Annotated in this window: 17 protein-coding genes and 1 tRNA gene; 7 read left to right on the top strand and 11 right to left on the bottom strand. The window is 62.6% G+C overall.

Going from position 1 to position 17,668, the window contains the following annotated elements; all coding sequences use genetic code 11:
* A partial coding sequence (locus tag B059_RS0114295) for a site-specific integrase (RefSeq protein ID WP_018078937.1) occupies nt 1-191 on the top strand: 191 nt, incomplete at its 5' end.
* Between the two features lie 169 nt (nt 192-360).
* On the opposite strand, the gene B059_RS0114290 is transcribed toward B059_RS0114295, so the two are convergent.
* A complete protein-coding gene (locus tag B059_RS0114290; RefSeq protein WP_018078936.1) occupies nt 361-2,058 on the bottom strand; it encodes a glutamine--tRNA ligase/YqeY domain fusion protein in 1,698 nt (565 codons plus the stop codon).
* Nucleotides 2,059-2,280: 222 nt separating this feature from the next.
* Between B059_RS0114290 and B059_RS0114280 the strand changes: the two genes are divergently transcribed.
* Complete coding sequence (locus tag B059_RS0114280; RefSeq protein WP_018078934.1) at nt 2,281-3,120, top strand: delta-class carbonic anhydrase; 840 nt, start codon at nt 2,281-2,283, stop codon at nt 3,118-3,120.
* A gap of 108 nt (nt 3,121-3,228) precedes the next feature.
* Here B059_RS0114280 and mnmA read toward each other — a convergent pair whose 3' ends face one another.
* The 3 genes from mnmA to B059_RS0114265 are packed head-to-tail and all read right to left on the bottom strand — an operon-like array spanning nt 3,229 to nt 5,286.
* A complete protein-coding gene (gene mnmA / locus B059_RS0114275) occupies nt 3,229-4,305 on the bottom strand; it encodes a tRNA 2-thiouridine(34) synthase MnmA (protein ID WP_018078933.1) in 1,077 nt (358 codons plus the stop codon).
* Entirely contained in the window at nt 4,302-4,751 is a 450-nt protein-coding gene (locus tag B059_RS0114270; protein ID WP_018078932.1) for an NUDIX hydrolase, read from the bottom strand. Before B059_RS0114270 ends, mnmA begins: the two co-directional genes overlap by 4 nt.
* Nucleotides 4,744-5,286 carry a pseudouridine synthase gene (locus B059_RS0114265; protein ID WP_026177543.1) on the bottom strand — a complete coding sequence of 181 codons (543 nt, stop codon included), beginning with the start codon at nt 5,284-5,286 and terminating at the stop codon, nt 4,744-4,746. Before B059_RS0114265 ends, B059_RS0114270 begins: the two co-directional genes overlap by 8 nt.
* 64 nt (nt 5,287-5,350) lie before the next feature.
* On the opposite strand from B059_RS0114265, the gene icd reads away from it, so the two are divergent.
* The gene (icd, locus tag B059_RS0114260) at nt 5,351-6,592 is read left to right on the top strand and encodes an NADP-dependent isocitrate dehydrogenase (protein WP_018078930.1); all 1,242 of its coding nucleotides are present in this window, start codon (nt 5,351-5,353) and stop codon (nt 6,590-6,592) included.
* A 54-nt stretch (nt 6,593-6,646) separates the two neighbouring features.
* On the opposite strand, the gene B059_RS0114255 is transcribed toward icd, so the two are convergent.
* Nucleotides 6,647-6,853 carry a cold-shock protein gene (locus B059_RS0114255; RefSeq protein ID WP_018078929.1) on the bottom strand — a complete coding sequence of 69 codons (207 nt, stop codon included), beginning with the start codon at nt 6,851-6,853 and terminating at the stop codon, nt 6,647-6,649.
* Between the two features lie 272 nt (nt 6,854-7,125).
* Here B059_RS0114255 and B059_RS0114250 point away from each other — a divergent pair, with 272 nt between their 5' ends.
* The 4 genes from B059_RS0114250 to dnaE all read left to right on the top strand — a co-directional run bounded on the left by B059_RS0114250 (nt 7,126) and on the right by dnaE (nt 12,778).
* Nucleotides 7,126-7,422, top strand: a complete 297-nt coding sequence (locus B059_RS0114250; RefSeq protein WP_018078928.1) for a PsiF family protein — start codon at nt 7,126-7,128, stop codon at nt 7,420-7,422.
* Between the two features lie 52 nt (nt 7,423-7,474).
* Complete coding sequence (gene earP, locus B059_RS0114245; protein WP_018078927.1) at nt 7,475-8,629, top strand: elongation factor P maturation arginine rhamnosyltransferase EarP; 1,155 nt, start codon at nt 7,475-7,477, stop codon at nt 8,627-8,629.
* 42 nt (nt 8,630-8,671) lie between these two features.
* The gene (efp, locus tag B059_RS0114240) at nt 8,672-9,232 is read left to right on the top strand and encodes an elongation factor P (protein ID WP_018078926.1); all 561 of its coding nucleotides are present in this window, start codon (nt 8,672-8,674) and stop codon (nt 9,230-9,232) included.
* Nucleotides 9,233-9,334: 102 nt separating this feature from the next.
* On the top strand, nt 9,335-12,778 hold the full coding sequence (gene dnaE, locus B059_RS0114235; protein WP_018078925.1) for a DNA polymerase III subunit alpha: 3,444 nt from the start codon (nt 9,335-9,337) through the stop codon (nt 12,776-12,778).
* Between the two features lie 206 nt (nt 12,779-12,984).
* On the opposite strand, the gene B059_RS0114230 is transcribed toward dnaE, so the two are convergent.
* The 6 genes from B059_RS0114230 to ispB form a co-directional block, all read right to left on the bottom strand.
* Nucleotides 12,985-13,254: an acylphosphatase gene (locus B059_RS0114230; protein ID WP_018078924.1), complete on the bottom strand. Its 270-nt coding sequence runs from the start codon at nt 13,252-13,254 to the stop codon at nt 12,985-12,987.
* A gap of 6 nt (nt 13,255-13,260) precedes the next feature.
* Nucleotides 13,261-15,336, bottom strand: coding sequence for a methionine--tRNA ligase (gene metG, locus B059_RS0114225; protein WP_018078923.1), 2,076 nt, complete (start codon nt 15,334-15,336; stop codon nt 13,261-13,263).
* 66 nt (nt 15,337-15,402) lie between these two features.
* The gene (locus B059_RS0114220) at nt 15,403-16,005 is read right to left on the bottom strand and encodes a DUF924 family protein (protein ID WP_018078922.1); all 603 of its coding nucleotides are present in this window, start codon (nt 16,003-16,005) and stop codon (nt 15,403-15,405) included.
* A gap of 17 nt (nt 16,006-16,022) precedes the next feature.
* Nucleotides 16,023-16,274 carry a CDGSH iron-sulfur domain-containing protein gene (locus B059_RS0114215; protein ID WP_018078921.1) on the bottom strand — a complete coding sequence of 84 codons (252 nt, stop codon included), beginning with the start codon at nt 16,272-16,274 and terminating at the stop codon, nt 16,023-16,025.
* A 151-nt stretch (nt 16,275-16,425) separates the two neighbouring features.
* Nucleotides 16,426-16,502: transfer RNA gene (locus B059_RS0114210), tRNA-Pro, on the bottom strand.
* Nucleotides 16,503-16,585: 83 nt separating this feature from the next.
* On the bottom strand, nt 16,586-17,554 hold the full coding sequence (gene ispB / locus B059_RS0114205; RefSeq protein WP_026177542.1) for an octaprenyl diphosphate synthase: 969 nt from the start codon (nt 17,552-17,554) through the stop codon (nt 16,586-16,588).
* Nucleotides 17,555-17,668 lie beyond the last annotated feature (114 nt).

Below are 17,668 nucleotides of genomic sequence, written 5' to 3'. Positions count from 1 at the left end.
TGCAGGCCGGCGTCGATATCAGCGTAATCGCGCTCTGGCTCGGGCATGAAAGCCCGCTAACAACCCACCACTACGTCGAGGCCGACCTGACCATGAAGGACCGTGCCTTGGCACGCCTTCAAGCGCCAGAGGTCAAGGTGCAGCGCTATCGTGCACCCGACTCGCTGATCGACTTCCTAAAGACCCTGTGATTATGTGAAGGACGGAATTCGCGCCTGCCGCTGCCAATCAGCTATTGGCGTGCGTTCCGACTCGCTACTTTCCATAATCAACGACTTTGCATAATCGGCCTTATGTAAAGTTTTACATAAGGCCGAGAAGTTGCCGTTCGACGTAAGCGGTCAGACCGCTACTGACTGGCTAACTGCCAGCCTTCCCCCACGAATCCTTCAACGTCACCGTCCGGTTGAACACCGGCGCGCCCGGCTTTGTGTCGACGCGATCCGCAACGAAATAGCCGTGCCGCTCGAACTGGAACGAAGCCTCGGGCGTGGCGTCCTTGAGCGCCGGCTCCAGCTGCGCGTGGATGACCTTCACCGAATCGGTGTTGAGGTCGTCGAGGAAGTTGCCGGTCTCGGTACCGGGTTGCGCGGTTTTGAACAACCGGTCGTAGAGGCGTACTTCGGCTTCGTGCGCGTGCGCGGCGCTCACCCAGTGGATGTTGCCCTTGACCTTGACCGAGTCGGCGCCGGGGGTGCCGGACTTGGTGTCGGGGAGGTATTCGCAGTGCACGGCGGTGATGCGGCCGTCGGCGCCACGGTCAAAGCCAGTGCATTTGACGACGTAGCCGTAGCGCAGGCGCACCGAGTTGCCGGGGAATAAGCGGAAATAGCCCTTGGGCGGGGTCTCCTCGAAGTCCTCGCGCTCGATCCACAATTCGCGCGAGAAGGGAATGGCGCGCTTGCCCAGCTCTGGCTGCTGCGGGTGGTTGGGGGCGAAGCAGTCCTCAGACTGGCCTTCGGGGTAGTTGTCGATGATGAGCTTGACCGGGTCGAGCACGGCGATGCGGCGCAGCGCGGAATCATTCAACACGTCGCGCTGGCAGGCCTCGAACACGCTATAGTCGATCCAGCCGTCGGATTTCGACACGCCGATCTGGTCGGTGAAGCGGCGGAAGCCTTCCGGCGTGTAGCCGCGGCGGCGCGCGCCGACCAGCGTGGGCAGGCGCGGGTCGTCCCAACCGGAGACGTGCTTTTCATCGACCAGCTGGATCAGCTTGCGCTTGGAGAGCACGACGTAGGTGAGATTCAGGCGCGCGAATTCGATCTGCTGCGGCAGCGGGCGGGTGAAGAAGCCGTCAATGGCGAGCTTGTCGAGCAGCCAGTCGTAGAAGGGGCGCTGGTCCTCGAATTCCAGCGTACAAATCGAGTGGGTGATGTGCTCGATCGCATCCTCGATCGGGTGGGCGTAGGTATACATCGGGTAGATGCACCAGGTGTCGCCGGTATTGTGGTGGGTGGCGCGCTTGATGCGGTAGATCGCCGGGTCGCGCAGGTTGATGTTGGGCGAGGTCATGTCGATCTTCGCGCGCAGAACGTGCGCACCGTCGGGGAATTCGCCGGCGCGCATCTTGCGGAAGAGGTCGAGGTTCTCCTCGACCGAACGATTCCGATAGGGGCTGTCCTTGCCTTTTTCAGTGAGCGTGCCGCGGTAGGTGCGCATCTCGTCGGCGGAAAGTGAATCCACGTAGGCGTGGCCGGCCTGGATCAGGTGTTCGGCGCAGGCGTACATGGTGTCGAAGTAGTTTGACGCGTAGTAGAGATGCGTGCCCCAGTCGAAGCCCAGCCATTTCACCGACTCGACGATGGAGTCGACGTATTCCTGTTCCTCTTTCTCGGGGTTGGTGTCGTCGAAGCGCAGGTGGCAGACGCCGCCGTAGTCGCGGGCGAGGCCGAAGTTGAGGCAGATCGACTTGGCGTGGCCGAGGTGCAGATAGCCGTTGGGCTCAGGCGGAAAGCGCGTCTCGACGCGGCCGCCCCATTTTCCGGCGGCATTGTGCTCGTCGATGAGGTTGCGGATGAAGTTGGCGGCGGGGGCGGGTGTCGGTGTGTGGCTCATGGGGCGAATTCTGCTGCCGGGATGACAGGTCCGGAATCATAGCCATTTAGCAGCGGGCAAGGCAATTGCGGGCGCCGGGACGGGATGGATCATGGGTGCTTTGCACGTGGTGGCTCTTGTTTTTCCATATGGTGAAAATTATGTACGGCATGCAAAACGGCTGGAGGCTCGCGGGTAATCTACTGTTGTTCATCGGCATTTGACAACAGAGGGAAATGAATCATGAATCTGATCAACGGTTCGAATACCGGCGTGCTGGCTGCGTGTGTCGGTTTGGCCTTGGGGCTCGCCGTTCCGGGCGCATGGGCGGCCGAGGTGCAAGGCGAAGCGTGCGAGGGCTTCGGTCCACAGACACCGCGTGACATCGACAGCCGCGTGGGCGAGAACCGGCGCGTCTTCACGATGGCGCCCGACTACAGGCAGATGAACCTGTGCAACATTCATTTCCACAAGAATGCCGAACACAAGGCTTCGGCGTTCTCCGTTTACGCCGGGGAAGGCGATGGGCACGGTCATGAAAGCGGCTATCTGTGCAACGCGAGCAAGCAGTTGAACGCGGCCGAACTGGCGCCTGCAGCAAAGCCGATCTGCAAGGGTGAGCACGGTGCGCTCAAGCCGGGCGACACCATCGAGGTGCACTGGGTATATTCCTCGTGCGACGTCAAACCCGGCCAGGGGCTGGGGGCTTGCCTGTCTGCGTCTTGCGCCAATCCTGCGCTCCGGGTCGAAACTCAGGTGTTCACGGTGGTGAACGATCCCAAGGCGCTGGACTTCACGACTCTCGATTACGGCGGCGGCCTGGTCGATGGCTACCATCAGGCGAAGGCGATTCCCTCGAATACCGGTACGCCGGTCCAGTTCCTGGGATCCACTACCGGGCCCAAGTACACCGAGCAGGCATGCTCGCCGCTGCAGGTGACCTGGAGCGTGCGCCCGAACTGCAGCAAGGTGGATATCAACAGTGTCGGCCGGTGGTGCGAGCAGAATGCGTTCGGCGAGGACCATGCGCACGGCGTGCGCAAGCTGGTGACCAACCCCAAGCTGTTGTCCACGATTCAGTGATCGGCCGGCCTTGCCCTGCGTAGCGATACGTGCAGGCCTTCGCAGTCGGCCGGCCATTCCGATCCGTCGGAATGGCCGGCCGGTTTTTTGTTGCCGGCAGTGGTTGTCTCAGACGATGATGCCGCCGCCCAGGCACACCTCGCCGTCGTACAGCACCACCGACTGGCCAGGCGTGACCGCCCATTGCGGGACGTCGAAGACGAGTTCCAGCGTGTCGGCCTCGAGCCGGGTGATGCGGCAGGCGGCGTCGGCCTGGCGGTAGCGGGTCTTCGCGGTGTAGGGCTTGCCGGGGTCGGGGGCGACGCCGCTGATCCAGTTGAGCTGGCCGGCAGCGAGCGCCGAGCGCTTGAGCAACGGCTGGTCGTGGCCCTGCACCACGACCAGCGTGTTGGTCGCCATGTCCTTGGCGGCGACGAACCACGGTTCGGTGCTGCTGTCCTTCTGTCCGCCGATGCCGAGGCCATGGCGCTGGCCCAGGGTGTAGTACATCAGGCCCTGATGGCGGCCGACGACGCGGCCATCGGGCGTTTGCATCTCGCCGGGATTGCGCGGCAGATAGCGTTCGAGAAATGCGCGGAAGTTGCGCTCGCCGATGAAGCAGATGCCGGTGCTGTCCTTCTTGGCGGCGTTGGGCAGGCCGATCTGCGCGGCGATCTTGCGTACCTCGGGCTTGGGCAGCTGCGCCAGCGGAAACAGGGTGGGAGCAAGCTGCGCCTGGCTCAGGCGGTAGAGGAAATAGCTCTGGTCCTTGTTGCTGTCGGCCGCGCGCAGCAGCGTGGCGCGACCGGCAGCGTCTGCGCCCTTGCCGGCGTAGTGGCCGGTGGCGATGTATTCGGCACCGCGCGCGATGGCGTCGTCGAGGAAGGCCTTGAACTTGATCTCGGCGTTGCACAGCACGTCGGGGTTGGGGGTGCGGCCGGCCTGGTATTCGGCGAGGAAGTAGCTGAACACGCGTTCCTTGTATTCGGCGGCGAAGTTGACTAGGTCGACCTCGATGTCGAGCACGTCGGCGACCGCGAGTACGTCCAAAAAATCTTGTCTGGCGGTGCACTGTTCGGTGCCATCGTCGTCGTTCCAGTTCTTCATGAAGACGCCGAGCACGTCGTAGCCCTGCTGCTTGAGCAGATGGGCGGCAACGGCGGAATCGACGCCGCCGGAGAGACCGACAACGACGCGCGTACTCATGCGTGGCTCACGAAGTTGAGCGGAAAGCGCCGCCCGGCGAGGTAATCCTCGATGCAGCGCATCACCAGCGGGCTACGGTGCGGGGTGGGATGGGCGGCGAGCTCCGCCGGCGTCAGCCACAGCGTGCGCACGATGCCGTCATCGAGCGCGCGTCCGGCGTCGAAACCGACGGCTTCGCAGACATAGGCAAAGCGCAGATAGGTGATGTCGCGGCGCGGATAGTAGGTGCTGTAGCAGCCCAGCAATGCAAGCGGCTCGACGTGATGCGCGGTTTCCTCCAGCGCCTCACGGCGCACCGCATCCAGCAGGGTTTCGCCGCGTTCCCAGTGGCCGGCGGGCTGGTTCAGGCGCAGGCCTTCGGCCGTGTGTTCCTCCACCAGCAGGAATGTGCCGTGGTGCTCGACGATGGCGGCGGCGACGACGTGAGGCAACCAGGTTTCAGACATGTTGTTCCATCCATTCTCCGGGCTGCAAGGCGCCCAGGGTCCATTCGCCGACGGCGGCACGGATCAGCCGCAGCGTCGGGAAGCCGATCTTCGCCGTCATCCGGCGCACCTGGCGGTTTTTGCCTTCGTTGATCGTGAGTTCGATCCACGCGGTCGGGATGCTGGCGCGAAAGCGGATCGGCGGGGTGCGCGGCCACAGGCCGGCAGGTGCGTCGATGAGGCGCAGCGCGGCCGGACGAGTGACGAAATCGCCGAGGTCGACTCCACGGCGCAAGGGTTCGAGATCGGCTTCGTTCGGCACGCCCTCGACCTGCGCCCAGTAGGTTTTCGGCAGCTTGTGGCGCGGATCGGCGATGCGGCTCTGGAGTGGCCCATCATCGGTTAAAATCAGCAGTCCCTCGCTGTCAGCGTCCAATCGCCCGGCCGCATACACGCCGGGCACGCTGAGGTGATCGCGCAGGCCCTGCCAGCGCCCCTCGGGGGTGAACTGGCTCAGCACGCCGTAAGGTTTGTTGAACAGGATCAATCGCGCCACGCTACAGACAATTCGCAAAACGCCCATTTTAACGTTACCCGAGCATTCACCTTACTATCCAGCCATGACTTATCAAAACATCCGGATCCCCGCCAACGGCCAGAAAATCACCGTCAACGCCGACAACACGCTCAACGTGCCCGACATCCCCATCATTCCCTTCATCGAGGGCGACGGCACGGGTGTCGACATCACGCCGGCGATGCGCCGTGTGGTCGATGCGGCGGTGGCCAGGGCCTACGGCGGCAACAGGCAGATCGCGTGGATGGAGGTGTTCGCCGGAGAGAAGGCAGTCAAGGTCTACGGCGGCGACCAGTGGCTGCCGGATGAGACCGTGCAGGCGGTGAAGGACTATGTGATCTCGATCAAGGGCCCGCTCACCACCCCGACCTCGGGCGGCATCCGCTCGCTCAACGTCGCGCTGCGCCAGCTTCTGGATCTGTACGTGTGCCTGCGCCCGGTGCGCTATTTCACCGGCGTGCCGAGCCCGGTGAAGGCGCCGGAGAAGGTCGACATGGTAATCTTCCGAGAGAACACCGAGGACATCTACGCCGGCGTCGAGTGGGAGGCCAATTCGCCTGAAGTGAAGAAAGTGATCGAATTCCTGCAGCAGGAAATGGGCGTGACGAAGATCCGCTTTCCCGCGACCTCGGCCATCGGCATCAAGCCGGTGTCGATCGAAGGCTCCGAGCGGCTGATCAGGAAAGCCATCCAGTACGCGATCGACAACGGCCGCAAGTCGGTGACCCTGGTGCACAAGGGCAACATCATGAAGTTTACCGAAGGCGGCTTCAAGAAATGGGGCTACGAGCTCGCCGCGCGCGAATTCGGCGCCAGGCTGGTCGGCGAAGGCCCGTGGATGGAATTGCCGAACGGCATCATCATCAAGGACGTGATCGCCGATGCTTTCCTGCAGCAGATCCTGCTGCGCCCGGACGAATACGACGTGATCGCCACGCTCAACCTGAACGGCGACTACATTTCCGACGCGCTGGCGGCGGAAGTCGGCGGCATCGGCATTGCGCCGGGAGCCAACCTGTCCGACACCGTGGCGATGTTCGAGGCGACTCACGGTACTGCGCCCAAGTATGCCGGCAAGGACTACGTCAACCCGGGCTCGCTGATCCTGTCGGCCGAGATGATGTTGCGCCACCTCGGCTGGATCGAGGCAGCCGACCTGATCGTGGCTGGCATGGAAAAGGCCATTGCCGCCAAATCGGTAACCTATGATTTTGCGCGCCTGATGGAAGGCGCGACCGAGGTGAAATGCTCGCAGTTTGCCGAGGCGATGGTGGCGAAGATGTGAGCCTGCGCAGCAAAAAAAACCCCGCCTGGGCGGGGTTTTTTTGGCTCGAACAACTCAGCCTTGCGGCTGGATGTTGGAGGCCTGCTTGCCTTTGGGGCCCTGGCTGACTTCGAAGCTGACCTTCTGGCCTTCCTTCAGGGTCTTGAAACCGTTGGACTGGATGGCGGAGAAATGTGCGAACACATCCTCGCCGCCGTCATCGGGGGTGATGAATCCAAAACCCTTGGCATCGCTGAACCATTTGACAGTACCTGTTGCCATTCAAACTTCCTCCTTGGCGTGACACGAACAACATAACCGCGATAAGCACAATTGCACTGGCGGATGACTGGACGGCGTGATTTTTTTTGCCGTCGGTCTGAATTCAAGCGCGCTACCCGGTGATGCCCTGTGGTAATGCCAAACCTGCACGGTTCTTGAAACCAAACTTTTTGCTTTTTACTACCGTGCATGAGTTTTTACAAGTGTAAAGCCGAGAAAAAACAATGGGCTCGGCTAGACTGTGGTTTCCATTCAACCAAAGGGGGAGGGCGATGAAAAAAACCGTCTTGATCGGCCTGATGGCGGGCGCCATGCTGGCCACAGGCGCATGGGCCGAAACGGCGCAGCAGACGCGGATGAAATCGTGCAACGCCGAAGCGGGCAAGCAAAGCCTCGCCGGCGATGCGCGCAAGGCGTTCATGAAATCCTGTTTGTCCGGCGCAACGCAATCCGGCGAAAAGATCACCCAGCAGCAGCGCATGAAGAATTGCAACGCCGAGGCCTCCGGCAAACAAATGAAGGGCGATGCGCGCAAGGCCTTCATGAAGTCCTGCTTGTCCGGCAAGTAAGCCGAACGAAGGCCCGCAGCGCCGGGCCTTCGTGGTTTGGGGATGCGGTAGCATGCGTGCCATGCGCGCCACCTGGGACATCTTCTGCAACGTCGTCGACAACTATGGCGACATCGGCATTGCCTGGCGGCTGGCGCGCGGACTGGCCACGGAGCAGGGCCTGGCAGTGCGGCTGTGGGTGGATGATTTGCATGCGTTTCACCGCATCTGGCCAGCCATCGCGGTAGATGCAGATCGGCAAACCTGCGAGGGCGTGGCGGTCTGCGCGTGGCGCATGCCGTTTGCCGCGGTCCGGCCGGCGCAGGTGGTGATCGAGGCATTTGGCTGTGCCTTGCCGGAATCCTATCTGACCGCGATGAGCGTGCAGGCGCCGCCGCCGGTCTGGATCAATCTCGAATACCTGAGTGCCGAACCCTGGGTGGCGGAACATCATGGCTTGCCGTCGCCGCATCCACGCTTGCCGTTGACCAAATATTTTTTCTTTCCCGGCTACACGTCCGGCACCGGCGGCTTGCTGGCCGAGGCGGATCTGGTTGAACGGCGTACAGCGTTTATCTGTGCCGGGGCGGCCGCGTTCTGGCGCCAGCTTGGGCTGGATGCGCCGCCGCCTGAGGAATTGCGGGTGTCGCTGTTCGCTTACGAAAACCCGGCGCTTCCCGCCCTGCTCGATGCCTGGGCGGCCGACACGCATCCTGTCACCTGCCTCGTGCCTGAAGGCCGGGTCATTCCGCAATTGACGACGTGGCTGTCGGTTTCCGGGCTGCGCGCGGGAGACGAACACCGGCGTGGCGCCTTACGGCTGCGCATCCTGCCGTTTCTGGATCAGGACACGTACGACCGCCTGTTATGGGCGTGTGGCCTCAATTTTGTGCGGGGCGAGGATTCCTGCGTGCGGGCACAGTGGGCAGCGCGTCCATTGGTCTGGCAAGCTTATCCGCAGGCCGGGGCGGCGCACTGGGCCAAGCTGGATGCGCTGCTGGCGCGTTACACGGCGGGGCTGGATGCTGCGGCAACGCGGGCGGTCGTGGCACTGTGGCAGCGTTGGAACGGCCAGCCCGATACGCCGGATATGGCGCAATGCTGGGCGGCATGGCGGACGCAGCAGAACCCGATCGAGCACCATGCACGTGCCTGGCCCGAGCGGCTCGCCCCGGCCGGACGCCTGACCGACACGCTGGTTGACTTTGTGGAAAATAAGTTAAAATAGCGAGTTTTCTCAAATTTACCAGCTATCGCAACAGGCACATTCATGAAAATCGCACAGGAACTCCGCGCCGGCAACGTCGTGATGATAGGTAAGGACCCGATGGTGGTGCAAAAGGCCGAATTCTCAAAATCTGGCCGCAACTCTTCCGTCGTCAAGATGAAGCTGAAGAACCTGCTCACCGGCGCCGGCACCGAATCGGTCTACCGCGCCGACGACAAGTTCGACACTGTCACCCTCGATCGCAAGGAATGCACCTATTCCTATTTCGCCGACCCGCTGTATGTGTTCATGGACAGCGAATACAACCAGTACGAGATCGAAGCCGACAATCTGGGCGACGCACTGAACTACCTGGACGACGGCATGCCGCTGGAAGTGGTGTTTTACGACGGCAAGGCCATTTCGGTCGAAATGCCGACCACCGTCATTCGCGAAGTCGAATACACCGAGCCGGCCGTGCGCGGCGATACCTCGGGCAAGGTGATGAAGCCCGCGCGCATCAAGCCCACCGGGTTTGAACTGCCGGTCGCGGCTTTCGTCGACATCGGCGACATGATCGAGATCGACACCCGCACCAACGAATTCAAGCGTCGCGCCAACTGAGTTCCGGCGCGTGGCTCTGGAAAAGGCAGCTTCGGCTGCCTTTTGTTTTTTTGCCGTTTCCCACGGCGTTAAAATAACGGGCTGCGTTCCCGTATCCGCCCCATGACCGATCCGCGTTTCATCCATCTTCGCCTGCATACCGAGTATTCCGTCACCGATGGCCTGGTGCGGATCGGCGAGGCGGTCGGGCGTGCGCGCGAGACGGCCATGCCTGCACTCGGAGTGAGCGATCTTTCCAACACCTTTGGCTGGGTGAAGTTCTATCGTGCCGCGCGCGCTGCCGGCATCAAGCCGGTTTTCGGCTGCGACGTGTGGGTGACGAACGCAGCCGACCGCAACCGCCCATCGCGCCTGCTGCTGCTGGCGCAGCACCGCGCAGGCTATCGCCGCCTGTGCGAACTGCTTACCCGGGCCTACCAGGACAACCTCCATCGCGGTCGTGCCGAAATCGACCTCGCCTGGCTGGCTGACGATACCGACGGCCTGCTGGCGTTGTCGGGCGGCGACGCCGGCAACGTCGCCCAGGCGATTCTCGACGACAAGCCCGACGCCGCGCGTGTCGCCGCCGAGGCCTGGGCCGCGCTGTTTCCCGGCCGCTATTACCTGGAACTGCAGCGCTTCGGCCAGCCGCATGCCGAACGCCTGATCGACGGCCTGCTCGACCTCGGGGCGACGCTGAATCTGCCGGCAGTCGCCACGCATCCGATCCAGTTCATCGCGGCAGACGATTTCAAGGCGCACGAGGCGCGCGTATGCATCGCCGAAGGCATGATGCTGGGCGACCCGCGCCGCCCGCGGCCGTTTACCGCCGAGCAGTATTTCAAGACGCCGGACGAGATGGCGGAACTGTTCGCCGACCTGCCCGAGGCGCTCGCCAACAGCGTGGAAATCGCCAAGCGCTGCAACCTCACGCTGGAACTCGGCAAGAGCAGGCTGCCCGATTTCCCGACGCCCGACGGCATGAGCCTCGACGATTACATGCGGCAGCGTTCCATCGAGGGCCTGCATGAGCGCATGGCCCAGCTTTACCCCGATGCAGCCCAGCGCGCCGCCAGGCTGCCGGAATACACCGAACGGCTGGAGTTCGAGCTCGGCACGATCATCCAGATGGGCTTTCCCGGCTACTTCCTCATCGTGGCCGACTTCATCAACTGGGCCAAGAACAACGGTGTGCCGGTGGGGCCGGGGCGCGGCTCCGGCGCGGGTTCGCTGGTCGCCTACAGCCTGCGCATCACCGATCTCGATCCGCTCGCCTACGATCTGCTGTTCGAGCGTTTCCTCAACCCCGAGCGGGTGTCGATGCCCGACTTCGACATCGACTTCTGCCAGGACGGGCGCGACCGCGTGATCCAGTACGTCAAGGACAAGTACGGCCACGCGGCGGTATCGCAGATCGCCACCTTCGGCACGATGGCGGCGAAGGCGGTGCTGCGCGACGTCGGCCGCGTGCTCGACCTGCCGTACCTGTTCGTCGACAAGTTCGTCAAGCTGGTGCCCAACGAGCTCGGCATCAGCCTGGCCGAAGCGCGCGAGAAGGAACCGCAGATCGACGAGCGCGCGAAGAACGAGGAGGAGCTCGCCGAGCTGCTGCCGCTGGCGGAAAAGCTCGAGGGCATTACCCGCAACGTCGGCATGCACGCGGGCGGGGTGCTGATCGCGCCGGGTCGGCTCACCGACTTCTGCCCGCTGTACCGTGCCGAGAACTCGGACGCCATGGTGTCGCAGTTTGACAAGGACGACGTCGAGGCGATCGGCCTGGTCAAGTTCGACTTTCTGGGATTACGCACGTTGACCATCCTGGCCGAGGCGGTGCGCTTCGTGCAGCGCCACGAGGCGCGCAGGGATTTCCGCCTGGAGGAGCTGCCGCTCGACGATCCGGCGGTGTACAAGCTGTTTGCCGCCGGCAACACCACAGCGGTGTTCCAGTCCGAATCGCGTTCGGCCAAGGACCTGGAAAAGAAGCTCAAGGGCGACTGCTTCGAGGACATCATCGCGCTGATGGCGCTGAACCGGCCGGGGCCGCTCGGTTCCGGCATGGTGGACGACTTCATCGCACGCAAGCAGGGCAAGCAGAAGCCTGAGTATTTCCATCCCGACCTCGAGCCGGTGCTGAAATCGACCTACGGCATCATCGTCTACCAGGAACAGGTGATGCTGGTGGCGCAGATTCTGGCGGGCTACAGCCTCGGCGCCGCCGACATGCTGCGGCGCGCCATGGGCAAGAAGAAGCCCGAGGAAATGGCGCAGCAGCGCACGATTTTTCTCGAGGGCGCGGCCAAGCGTGGGGCCGATACCAAGGTCGCCGAGCGGCTGTTCGACCTGATGGAGAAGTTCGCCGAATACGGCTTCAACAAGTCGCACTCGGCGGCCTACGCGCTAGTGGCGTACCACACCGCCTGGCTCAAGGCCTACTACCCGGCTGAATTCATGGCGGCGACGATGTCGTCGGAAATGTCCGACACCGACAAGGTGCGGGTGTTCTACGAGGACTGCCGCGCCAATGGGTTGGCGATGCTGCCACCCGACATCAATCTGTCCGGCTACCGCTTCGAGCCGGTTTCCGCAACTGAAATCCGCTACGGCCTGGGTGCGATCAAGGGCAGCGGCGAGGCGGCGATCGGCGCCATCGTCGCCGAGCGCGAGCTCAACGGCCCCTACCGGGGCCTGTTCGATCTGGCGCGGCGGGTCGACAAGCGCTACCTCAACCGCCGCGTGCTCGAAGCACTGGTGAAGGCAGGCGCGTTCGACCGCATCAGTGACCACCGCGCCAGCCTGATGGCGTCGATCGGTGCCGCACTGGAAACCGCCGACCGCACCGCACGCAGCGGCGGCCAGGTGGGCCTGTTCGGCGAAATGCTCGACGGTGGAGAAGACCTGATCGACGTGCCGTTGTGGCCGGAGCAGGAAAAGCTGCTGCAGGAGAAATCCGCGCTCGGCTATTTCTTCAGCGGCCATCCCTTCACCTCGTATCTGGCCGAGGTGTCCAGCTTCGCCAAAAGACAGCTCGACAGCCTGGAGCCCTCACGCGATCCGGTGATGCTGGCCGGCATCGTGGTCTCGCTGCGCACCCAGATGACGCGGCGCGGCAAGATGCTGATCCTGCTGCTGGACGACGCGACTGCGCAGGTTGAGGTGGTGATCTTCAACGAGCTTTACGAGCAGAGCCGGCATCTGCTGAAAGACGATTCACTGCTGATCATCGAAGGCAAGGTCAACCGCGACGACTATTCGGGTGGCGTACGGGTGACGGCAGAGCGGATCTACGATCTGACCGGCGCCCGCACCCGCTTTGCCCAAGGCCTGCGGCTGGCGTGCAACGGACAATATCCGGCCCAATCCAATAGCAGCAGCAGCCGCAAGCTGGCTGAATTGCTCGCACCGTACAAGATGCAGGAGGGGGGGTGCCCGGTGTGGATCGACTATTGCAATCCTGGCGCGTGTTGCCGGGTGCGCCTGGGCGAGGATTGGCGGGTGCGCCTGGACGACCGGCTGCTTGAGTCGCTGGAGGGCTGGCTCAAGCCCGAAGCGGTGAACGTGATTTACTGAATGCCGGGCAGCGCGGTTGATGTTTTTTTGCATTGGGGGTTGACAGGCAATGAATTATATTAGATTATTCTAATAACGCTGAGGTCGCTGCAATAGCATTTCAGTGTTGTCTCCTCCAATCCTCCTCCTTTGGTGGATATTCAGCCCGGCTCCAGAGCCGGGCATTTTTTTGCCTGTCCGGCCAAGGTGGCAATCCTGGCGCCGGGCTAATCGACCCGTATCTTGAATCCGCTGAAGTGGCCGCGCGTTTCGCTGCGCTCGATGCGCTCAACCCGCGCCAACGGCGGGCCGCTGTGTGCCCATTGAATCAGCGCGTCGACGGCTGCGGCACTGCCTTGAACCACCGCTTCGACCGATCTGTCGGGCGCGTTGCGTACCCAGCCAGCCACGCCCAGGCGTTCGGCCTCGATCCGCATCGACTCGCGGAACCCTACGCCCTGCACGCGGCCATGAATACGCAGGTGCAGCGTTTTCATGACGGTTTACTTCACTTTCATGCCCGGCTGTGCGCCGCTGTCGGGCGACAGGATGAACAGGCCGGGCGCCTCGCCTTTGTGCCCTTCGGGGTAGGAGGCCGCCAGCACCATACCTTCGCTCATGCCGAACTTCATCTTGCGTGGCGCGAGGTTGGCGACCATCACGGTGAGCCGTCCGACCAGCGCTTCCGGCGCATAGGCCGACTTGATGCCGGCAAACACCTGGCGGGTGCCGAACTCGCCGAGGTCAAGCGTCAGCCGCAGCAGCTTGTCGGCGCCTTCGACGTGTTCAGCATGGGCGATGCGCGCGATGCGCAGGTCGATCCTGGCGAAATCGTCGATGCTGACGATTTCTGAGGCTGGCGTGGCGGTCGCCGGCTGCGCGGCATGCACCTGTGCTTCGGCATGGCGCACCGGGGCGGGGGCAGGAGTCGGTTCGAGATTCAGCTTGTTGGCGTCTACCATGGCTTCGATGGATTGGGGATCGATGCGGGTCATCAGGTGCTTGTACTGGTTGATGCGGTGTCGGATGAACAGGCTTTGCGCGTCGCCCCAGGCCAGCGGTGGAACGTCGAGGAAGGCCTCGACTTCGCCGGCGAGCTTCGGCAGCACCGGTTTCAGGTACAGGGTCAGCAGGCGGAAGCAGTTGAGCGCGACCGTGCAGACCTCGTGCAGGCGATATACCGCCTCGGGTTTCTTGGCGAGTTCCCAGGGTTTCTCATCGGCCACGTATTGATTGGCGCGGTCGGCCAGCGCCATGATTTCGCGCAGGGCCTTGGCGTAATCGCGCGCCTCGTAATGCGCGGCGATTGAATCGGCAGCAGCCTGGAATGCGCCGATGAGTTCGATATTGGCCACGCCGTCGGCGAGCTTGCCGCCGAAGTTCTTGTGGATGAAGCCGGCGGTGCGGCTGGCGATGTTGATGAACTTGCCGACCAGATCCGAATTCACCCGCGCGACGAAGTCGTCCAGGTTGAGATCGATGTCCTCCATGCTGCCGTTGAGTTTGGCAGCGTAGTAGTAGCGCAGCCACTCGGGGTTCAGCTTCTGCGCCAGATAGCTTTCGGCGGTGATGAAGGTGCCGCGCGATTTGGACATCTTCTGGCCGTTGACGGTCAGAAAGCCGTGCGCATAGATCGCCGTCGGCAGGCGATGGCCGGAGTATTTCAGCATCGCCGGCCAGAACAGGGCGTGGAAATACAGTATGTCCTTGCCGATGAAGTGCACCAGTTCGGTCTTGGAATCGGCGCCCCACCAGGCGTCGAAGTCGAGGCCGTGATCCGCCGCGTATTTGGCGAAGCTCGCCATGTAGCCAACCGGCGCATCCAGCCACACATAGAAATATTTGCCGGGCGCGCCGGGGATCTCGAAGCCGAAGTAGGGCGCGTCGCGGCTGATGTCCCAGTTGTTCAGGCCCGAGGCGAACCACTCCTGCATCTTGTTGGCGGCTTCCGACTGCAGCGTGCCCGAGGTGGTCCACTCGCGCAGGAAGGCCTCGCAGTCGCCGAGCCTGAAGAAGTAATGCTCGGAATCCCTGTGCACCGGCGTGGCGCCCGACACCGCCGACACCGGGTTCTTCAGTTCGGTCGGGTTGTAGGTGGCGCCACACACTTCGCAGTTGTCGCCGTACTGGTCGGCCGCGCCGCACTTCGGGCATTCGCCCTTGATGAAGCGGTCCGGCAGGAACAGGTTTTTTACCGGGTCGTACAGTTGCGCAATCGTCTTGCTTTCGATCAGGCCGGCTTCCTTCAGGCGCAGATAGATGGCCGACGCCAGTTCGCGGTTCTCCTCGGAATGCGTCGAGTAGTAATGATCGAAGCCGATGTGGAAGCCGGCGAAGTCCCGCGTATGCTCGTCCCACACCCGGCCGATCAGCGTTTCCGGCGTGATGCCTTCTTTTTCCGCGCGCAGCATGATCGCCGTGCCGTGGGTGTCGTCGGCACACACGTAGCGGCAGTCATGGCCGCGCATCTTCTGGAAACGCACCCAGATATCGGTCTGGATGTATTCGACCAGATGGCCGAGGTGGATGCTGCCGTTGGCGTAGGGCAGGGCGGAGGTGACAAGGATCTGGCGGGACATGAACGAGCCGGAAGGCGAAAAACGCCCATTTTACGCCTGCCGACCGCTGCGTTCTTACCTCTCCCGCTAAAAACGCGAGCCGGGCTGTTTCAGGAATTCGATCTCGTCGGGCGTGGAGGGGCGGCCCAGGATCGCATTGCGATGCGGGAAGCGGCCGAAGCGCGCGACGACGTCGAGATGCTTGCGCGCGTAATCGAGGAAGTTGTCGAACAGCGCGCGTTCGTCTGCCGCCGCCTCGTGCGCCAATTGCGTATACAGCGAAACGGCCCGCTCCTGCATGGCAAGCGACTCGGCGTGCTCTAGCGGCAGATAGAGAAACACCCGCTCGATCGGCGCCAGCTGCCGGTACTCGCCGGATTCCAGCGCGGCGAGACTCAGCGCCAGCGATTGCGGATCGGTGGCAAAGGCCTGCGGCTGATCGCGATAAATATGGTGCGGAAACTGGTCGAGCACAATCACCAGCGCCAGTCGTCCGCGCGGGGTGTCTATCCAGTGGTCGAGGTGGCCTGCAGTGGCCGCGGTCAGCGTGGCGGCAAAGCGGTCGATGACCGCCTGATCATTTTCCGGTGATTTGCCGAACCACAGCTTGCCTTGCCGTTCGGCGACCGCGGTCGCGCTGCCTGGCGCGCCGAACCAGAAAGCGAGCACCTTTTCGGAGGCGTCTGTCATGGCGGGTTCAATGTGGCTCAGAACATGTCGTCAGACAGTTCGTTGTGCGCGCCATCGCAAAACGGCTTGTCCTTGCTGTGCTTGCAGTTGCACAGCCATACCGTCGTTTTTTCCTTGATGACGAACGGCATCGGCTCGATCCCGCTGCCTTCATGCGAACCGTCGCAGAACGGCTGCGTCATCGAGCGGCCGCACGAGCACCACCAGTATTCGCCAGGTTCGAGTTCGAGTTCAGCGGGTTTGCGGTCGTAGACAATGGGTTCGGACATGGTGTGCTCCTGTGCAAAAAAGCGCCATTCTAGCGGCATTGGGCGCTTCGAAATCCGCATGGTTTTTGTGGTGATTGGCGCAGCCATGGCGAAGCCGGATCGTACGCGGAGAAGAAGTGGTCGTGTATTGGCTGCCATGAATGAGGATTCATGGTCGGGGTGAGAGGATTCGAACCTCCGACTCCTGCGTCCCGAACGCAGTACTCTACCAGGCTGAGCTACACCCCGAGGCAGATGGCGGGTCCAGTATGGGCTGAACCCTTGCTTGAAGAACTACCGGGAAACGTTCAAGGAAACGTCTTTCAACGCGGTCAAAAACTACGGTCAACCGCGAAAGCCGCTAATTGTAGCAAAGCTGATTTGGATTTTGAATCCGGTAATGCAGAAATTGCATCATTTGCCATCTGGACTTCCCGCTGCGCGACTTCGCGAGTGTAGTGCAGGGCGCGCGTATCCTTGATTGCAGCGAGCACGCTCTGGAATTCGGTCAGGCCGCCGTGTTCGATGGCCTGGCGGATGCTGGCGGCCTGTTCCGGGGTGCCGTGCTTCATTGCATACAGCAGCGGCAGGGTGGGTTTGCCTTCAGCCAGGTCGTCACCGATGTTCTTGCCGGTCTTGAGGAAGTCGCCGGAGTAGTCCAACACGTCGTCGATCAGCTGGAACGCGGTGCCGAGGTGCATGCCGTAGCGCGCCAGCGCGTCCTTTTCCGCGTCGCTGCCGCCACCGATGACGGCGCCCAGCCGGCTCGCGGCCTCGAACAGCTTGGCGGTCTTGTAGCGGATGACGCGCAGGTAGTGCTCTTCGTCGATGTCGGGGTCGTGGCAGTTGAGCAGTTGCAGTACCTCGCCCTCGGCGATGATGTTGGTGGCGTCGGACAGGATGCGCATGACTTCCATGTTGTCGATCCCCACCATCATCTGGAAAGCGCGCGTATAGAGGAAGTCGCCGACCAGCACGCTGGCGGCATTGCCGAACAGGGCGTTGGCGGTTTCGCGGCCGCGCCGCAGTTCGGATTCGTCGACCACGTCGTCATGCAGCAGGGTGGCGGTGTGGATGAACTCGACCACCGCGGCAAGCTCGTAATGGGCGCGGCCCGGATAATTGAGACAGCCTGCGGATAGCAGCACCAGCGCCGGGCGCAGCCGCTTGCCGCCGCTGTTGATGATGTATTCCGAGACCTGGCGGATCAGCGCTACGTCGGAATGCAGGCTTTGGCGGATGACATGATCGACAGCGCGCATGTCGTCAGTCAGGTAGGATTGCAGGCTCTCCAGGGACACGGTAAAGGTTTGTATAGGGAAAAGCCTCAGATGTTAGCAGTCCGGGCGCGGTTTTTCATCGCTTGCGGCTAGATAATCAGTGCGGCGGCTGGATTAAATCGTTTGACTCGCTGT

The organism is Thiobacillus denitrificans DSM 12475, from assembly GCF_000376425.1.
Taxonomy (GTDB): Bacteria; Pseudomonadota; Gammaproteobacteria; order Burkholderiales; family Thiobacillaceae; genus Thiobacillus; species Thiobacillus denitrificans.
The sequence above is the reverse complement of the archived record's forward strand: the minus strand, read 5'-3'. Positions and strand labels throughout refer to the sequence as shown.

Bases quoted from the DNA above. Each gene is read 5' to 3' on its own strand.
- B059_RS0114290 (WP_018078936.1), bottom strand. From the start codon at position 2,058: ATGAGCCACACACCGACACCCGCCCCCGCCGCCAACTTCATCCGCAAC.
- B059_RS0114280 (WP_018078934.1), top strand. From the start codon at position 2,281: ATGAATCTGATCAACGGTTCGAATACCGGCGTGCTGGCTGCGTGTGTC.
- mnmA (WP_018078933.1), bottom strand. From the start codon at position 4,305: ATGAGTACGCGCGTCGTTGTCGGTCTCTCCGGCGGCGTCGATTCCGCC.
- B059_RS0114270 (WP_018078932.1), bottom strand. From the start codon at position 4,751: ATGTCTGAAACCTGGTTGCCTCACGTCGTCGCCGCCGCCATCGTCGAG.
- icd (WP_018078930.1), top strand. From the start codon at position 5,351: ATGACTTATCAAAACATCCGGATCCCCGCCAACGGCCAGAAAATCACC.
- B059_RS0114255 (WP_018078929.1), bottom strand. From the start codon at position 6,853: ATGGCAACAGGTACTGTCAAATGGTTCAGCGATGCCAAGGGTTTTGGA.
- B059_RS0114250 (WP_018078928.1), top strand. From the start codon at position 7,126: ATGAAAAAAACCGTCTTGATCGGCCTGATGGCGGGCGCCATGCTGGCC.
- earP (WP_018078927.1), top strand. From the start codon at position 7,475: ATGCGTGCCATGCGCGCCACCTGGGACATCTTCTGCAACGTCGTCGAC.
- efp (WP_018078926.1), top strand. From the start codon at position 8,672: ATGAAAATCGCACAGGAACTCCGCGCCGGCAACGTCGTGATGATAGGT.
- dnaE (WP_018078925.1), top strand. From the start codon at position 9,335: ATGACCGATCCGCGTTTCATCCATCTTCGCCTGCATACCGAGTATTCC.
- B059_RS0114230 (WP_018078924.1), bottom strand. From the start codon at position 13,254: ATGAAAACGCTGCACCTGCGTATTCATGGCCGCGTGCAGGGCGTAGGG.
- metG (WP_018078923.1), bottom strand. From the start codon at position 15,336: ATGTCCCGCCAGATCCTTGTCACCTCCGCCCTGCCCTACGCCAACGGC.
- B059_RS0114220 (WP_018078922.1), bottom strand. From the start codon at position 16,005: ATGACAGACGCCTCCGAAAAGGTGCTCGCTTTCTGGTTCGGCGCGCCA.
- B059_RS0114215 (WP_018078921.1), bottom strand. From the start codon at position 16,274: ATGTCCGAACCCATTGTCTACGACCGCAAACCCGCTGAACTCGAACTC.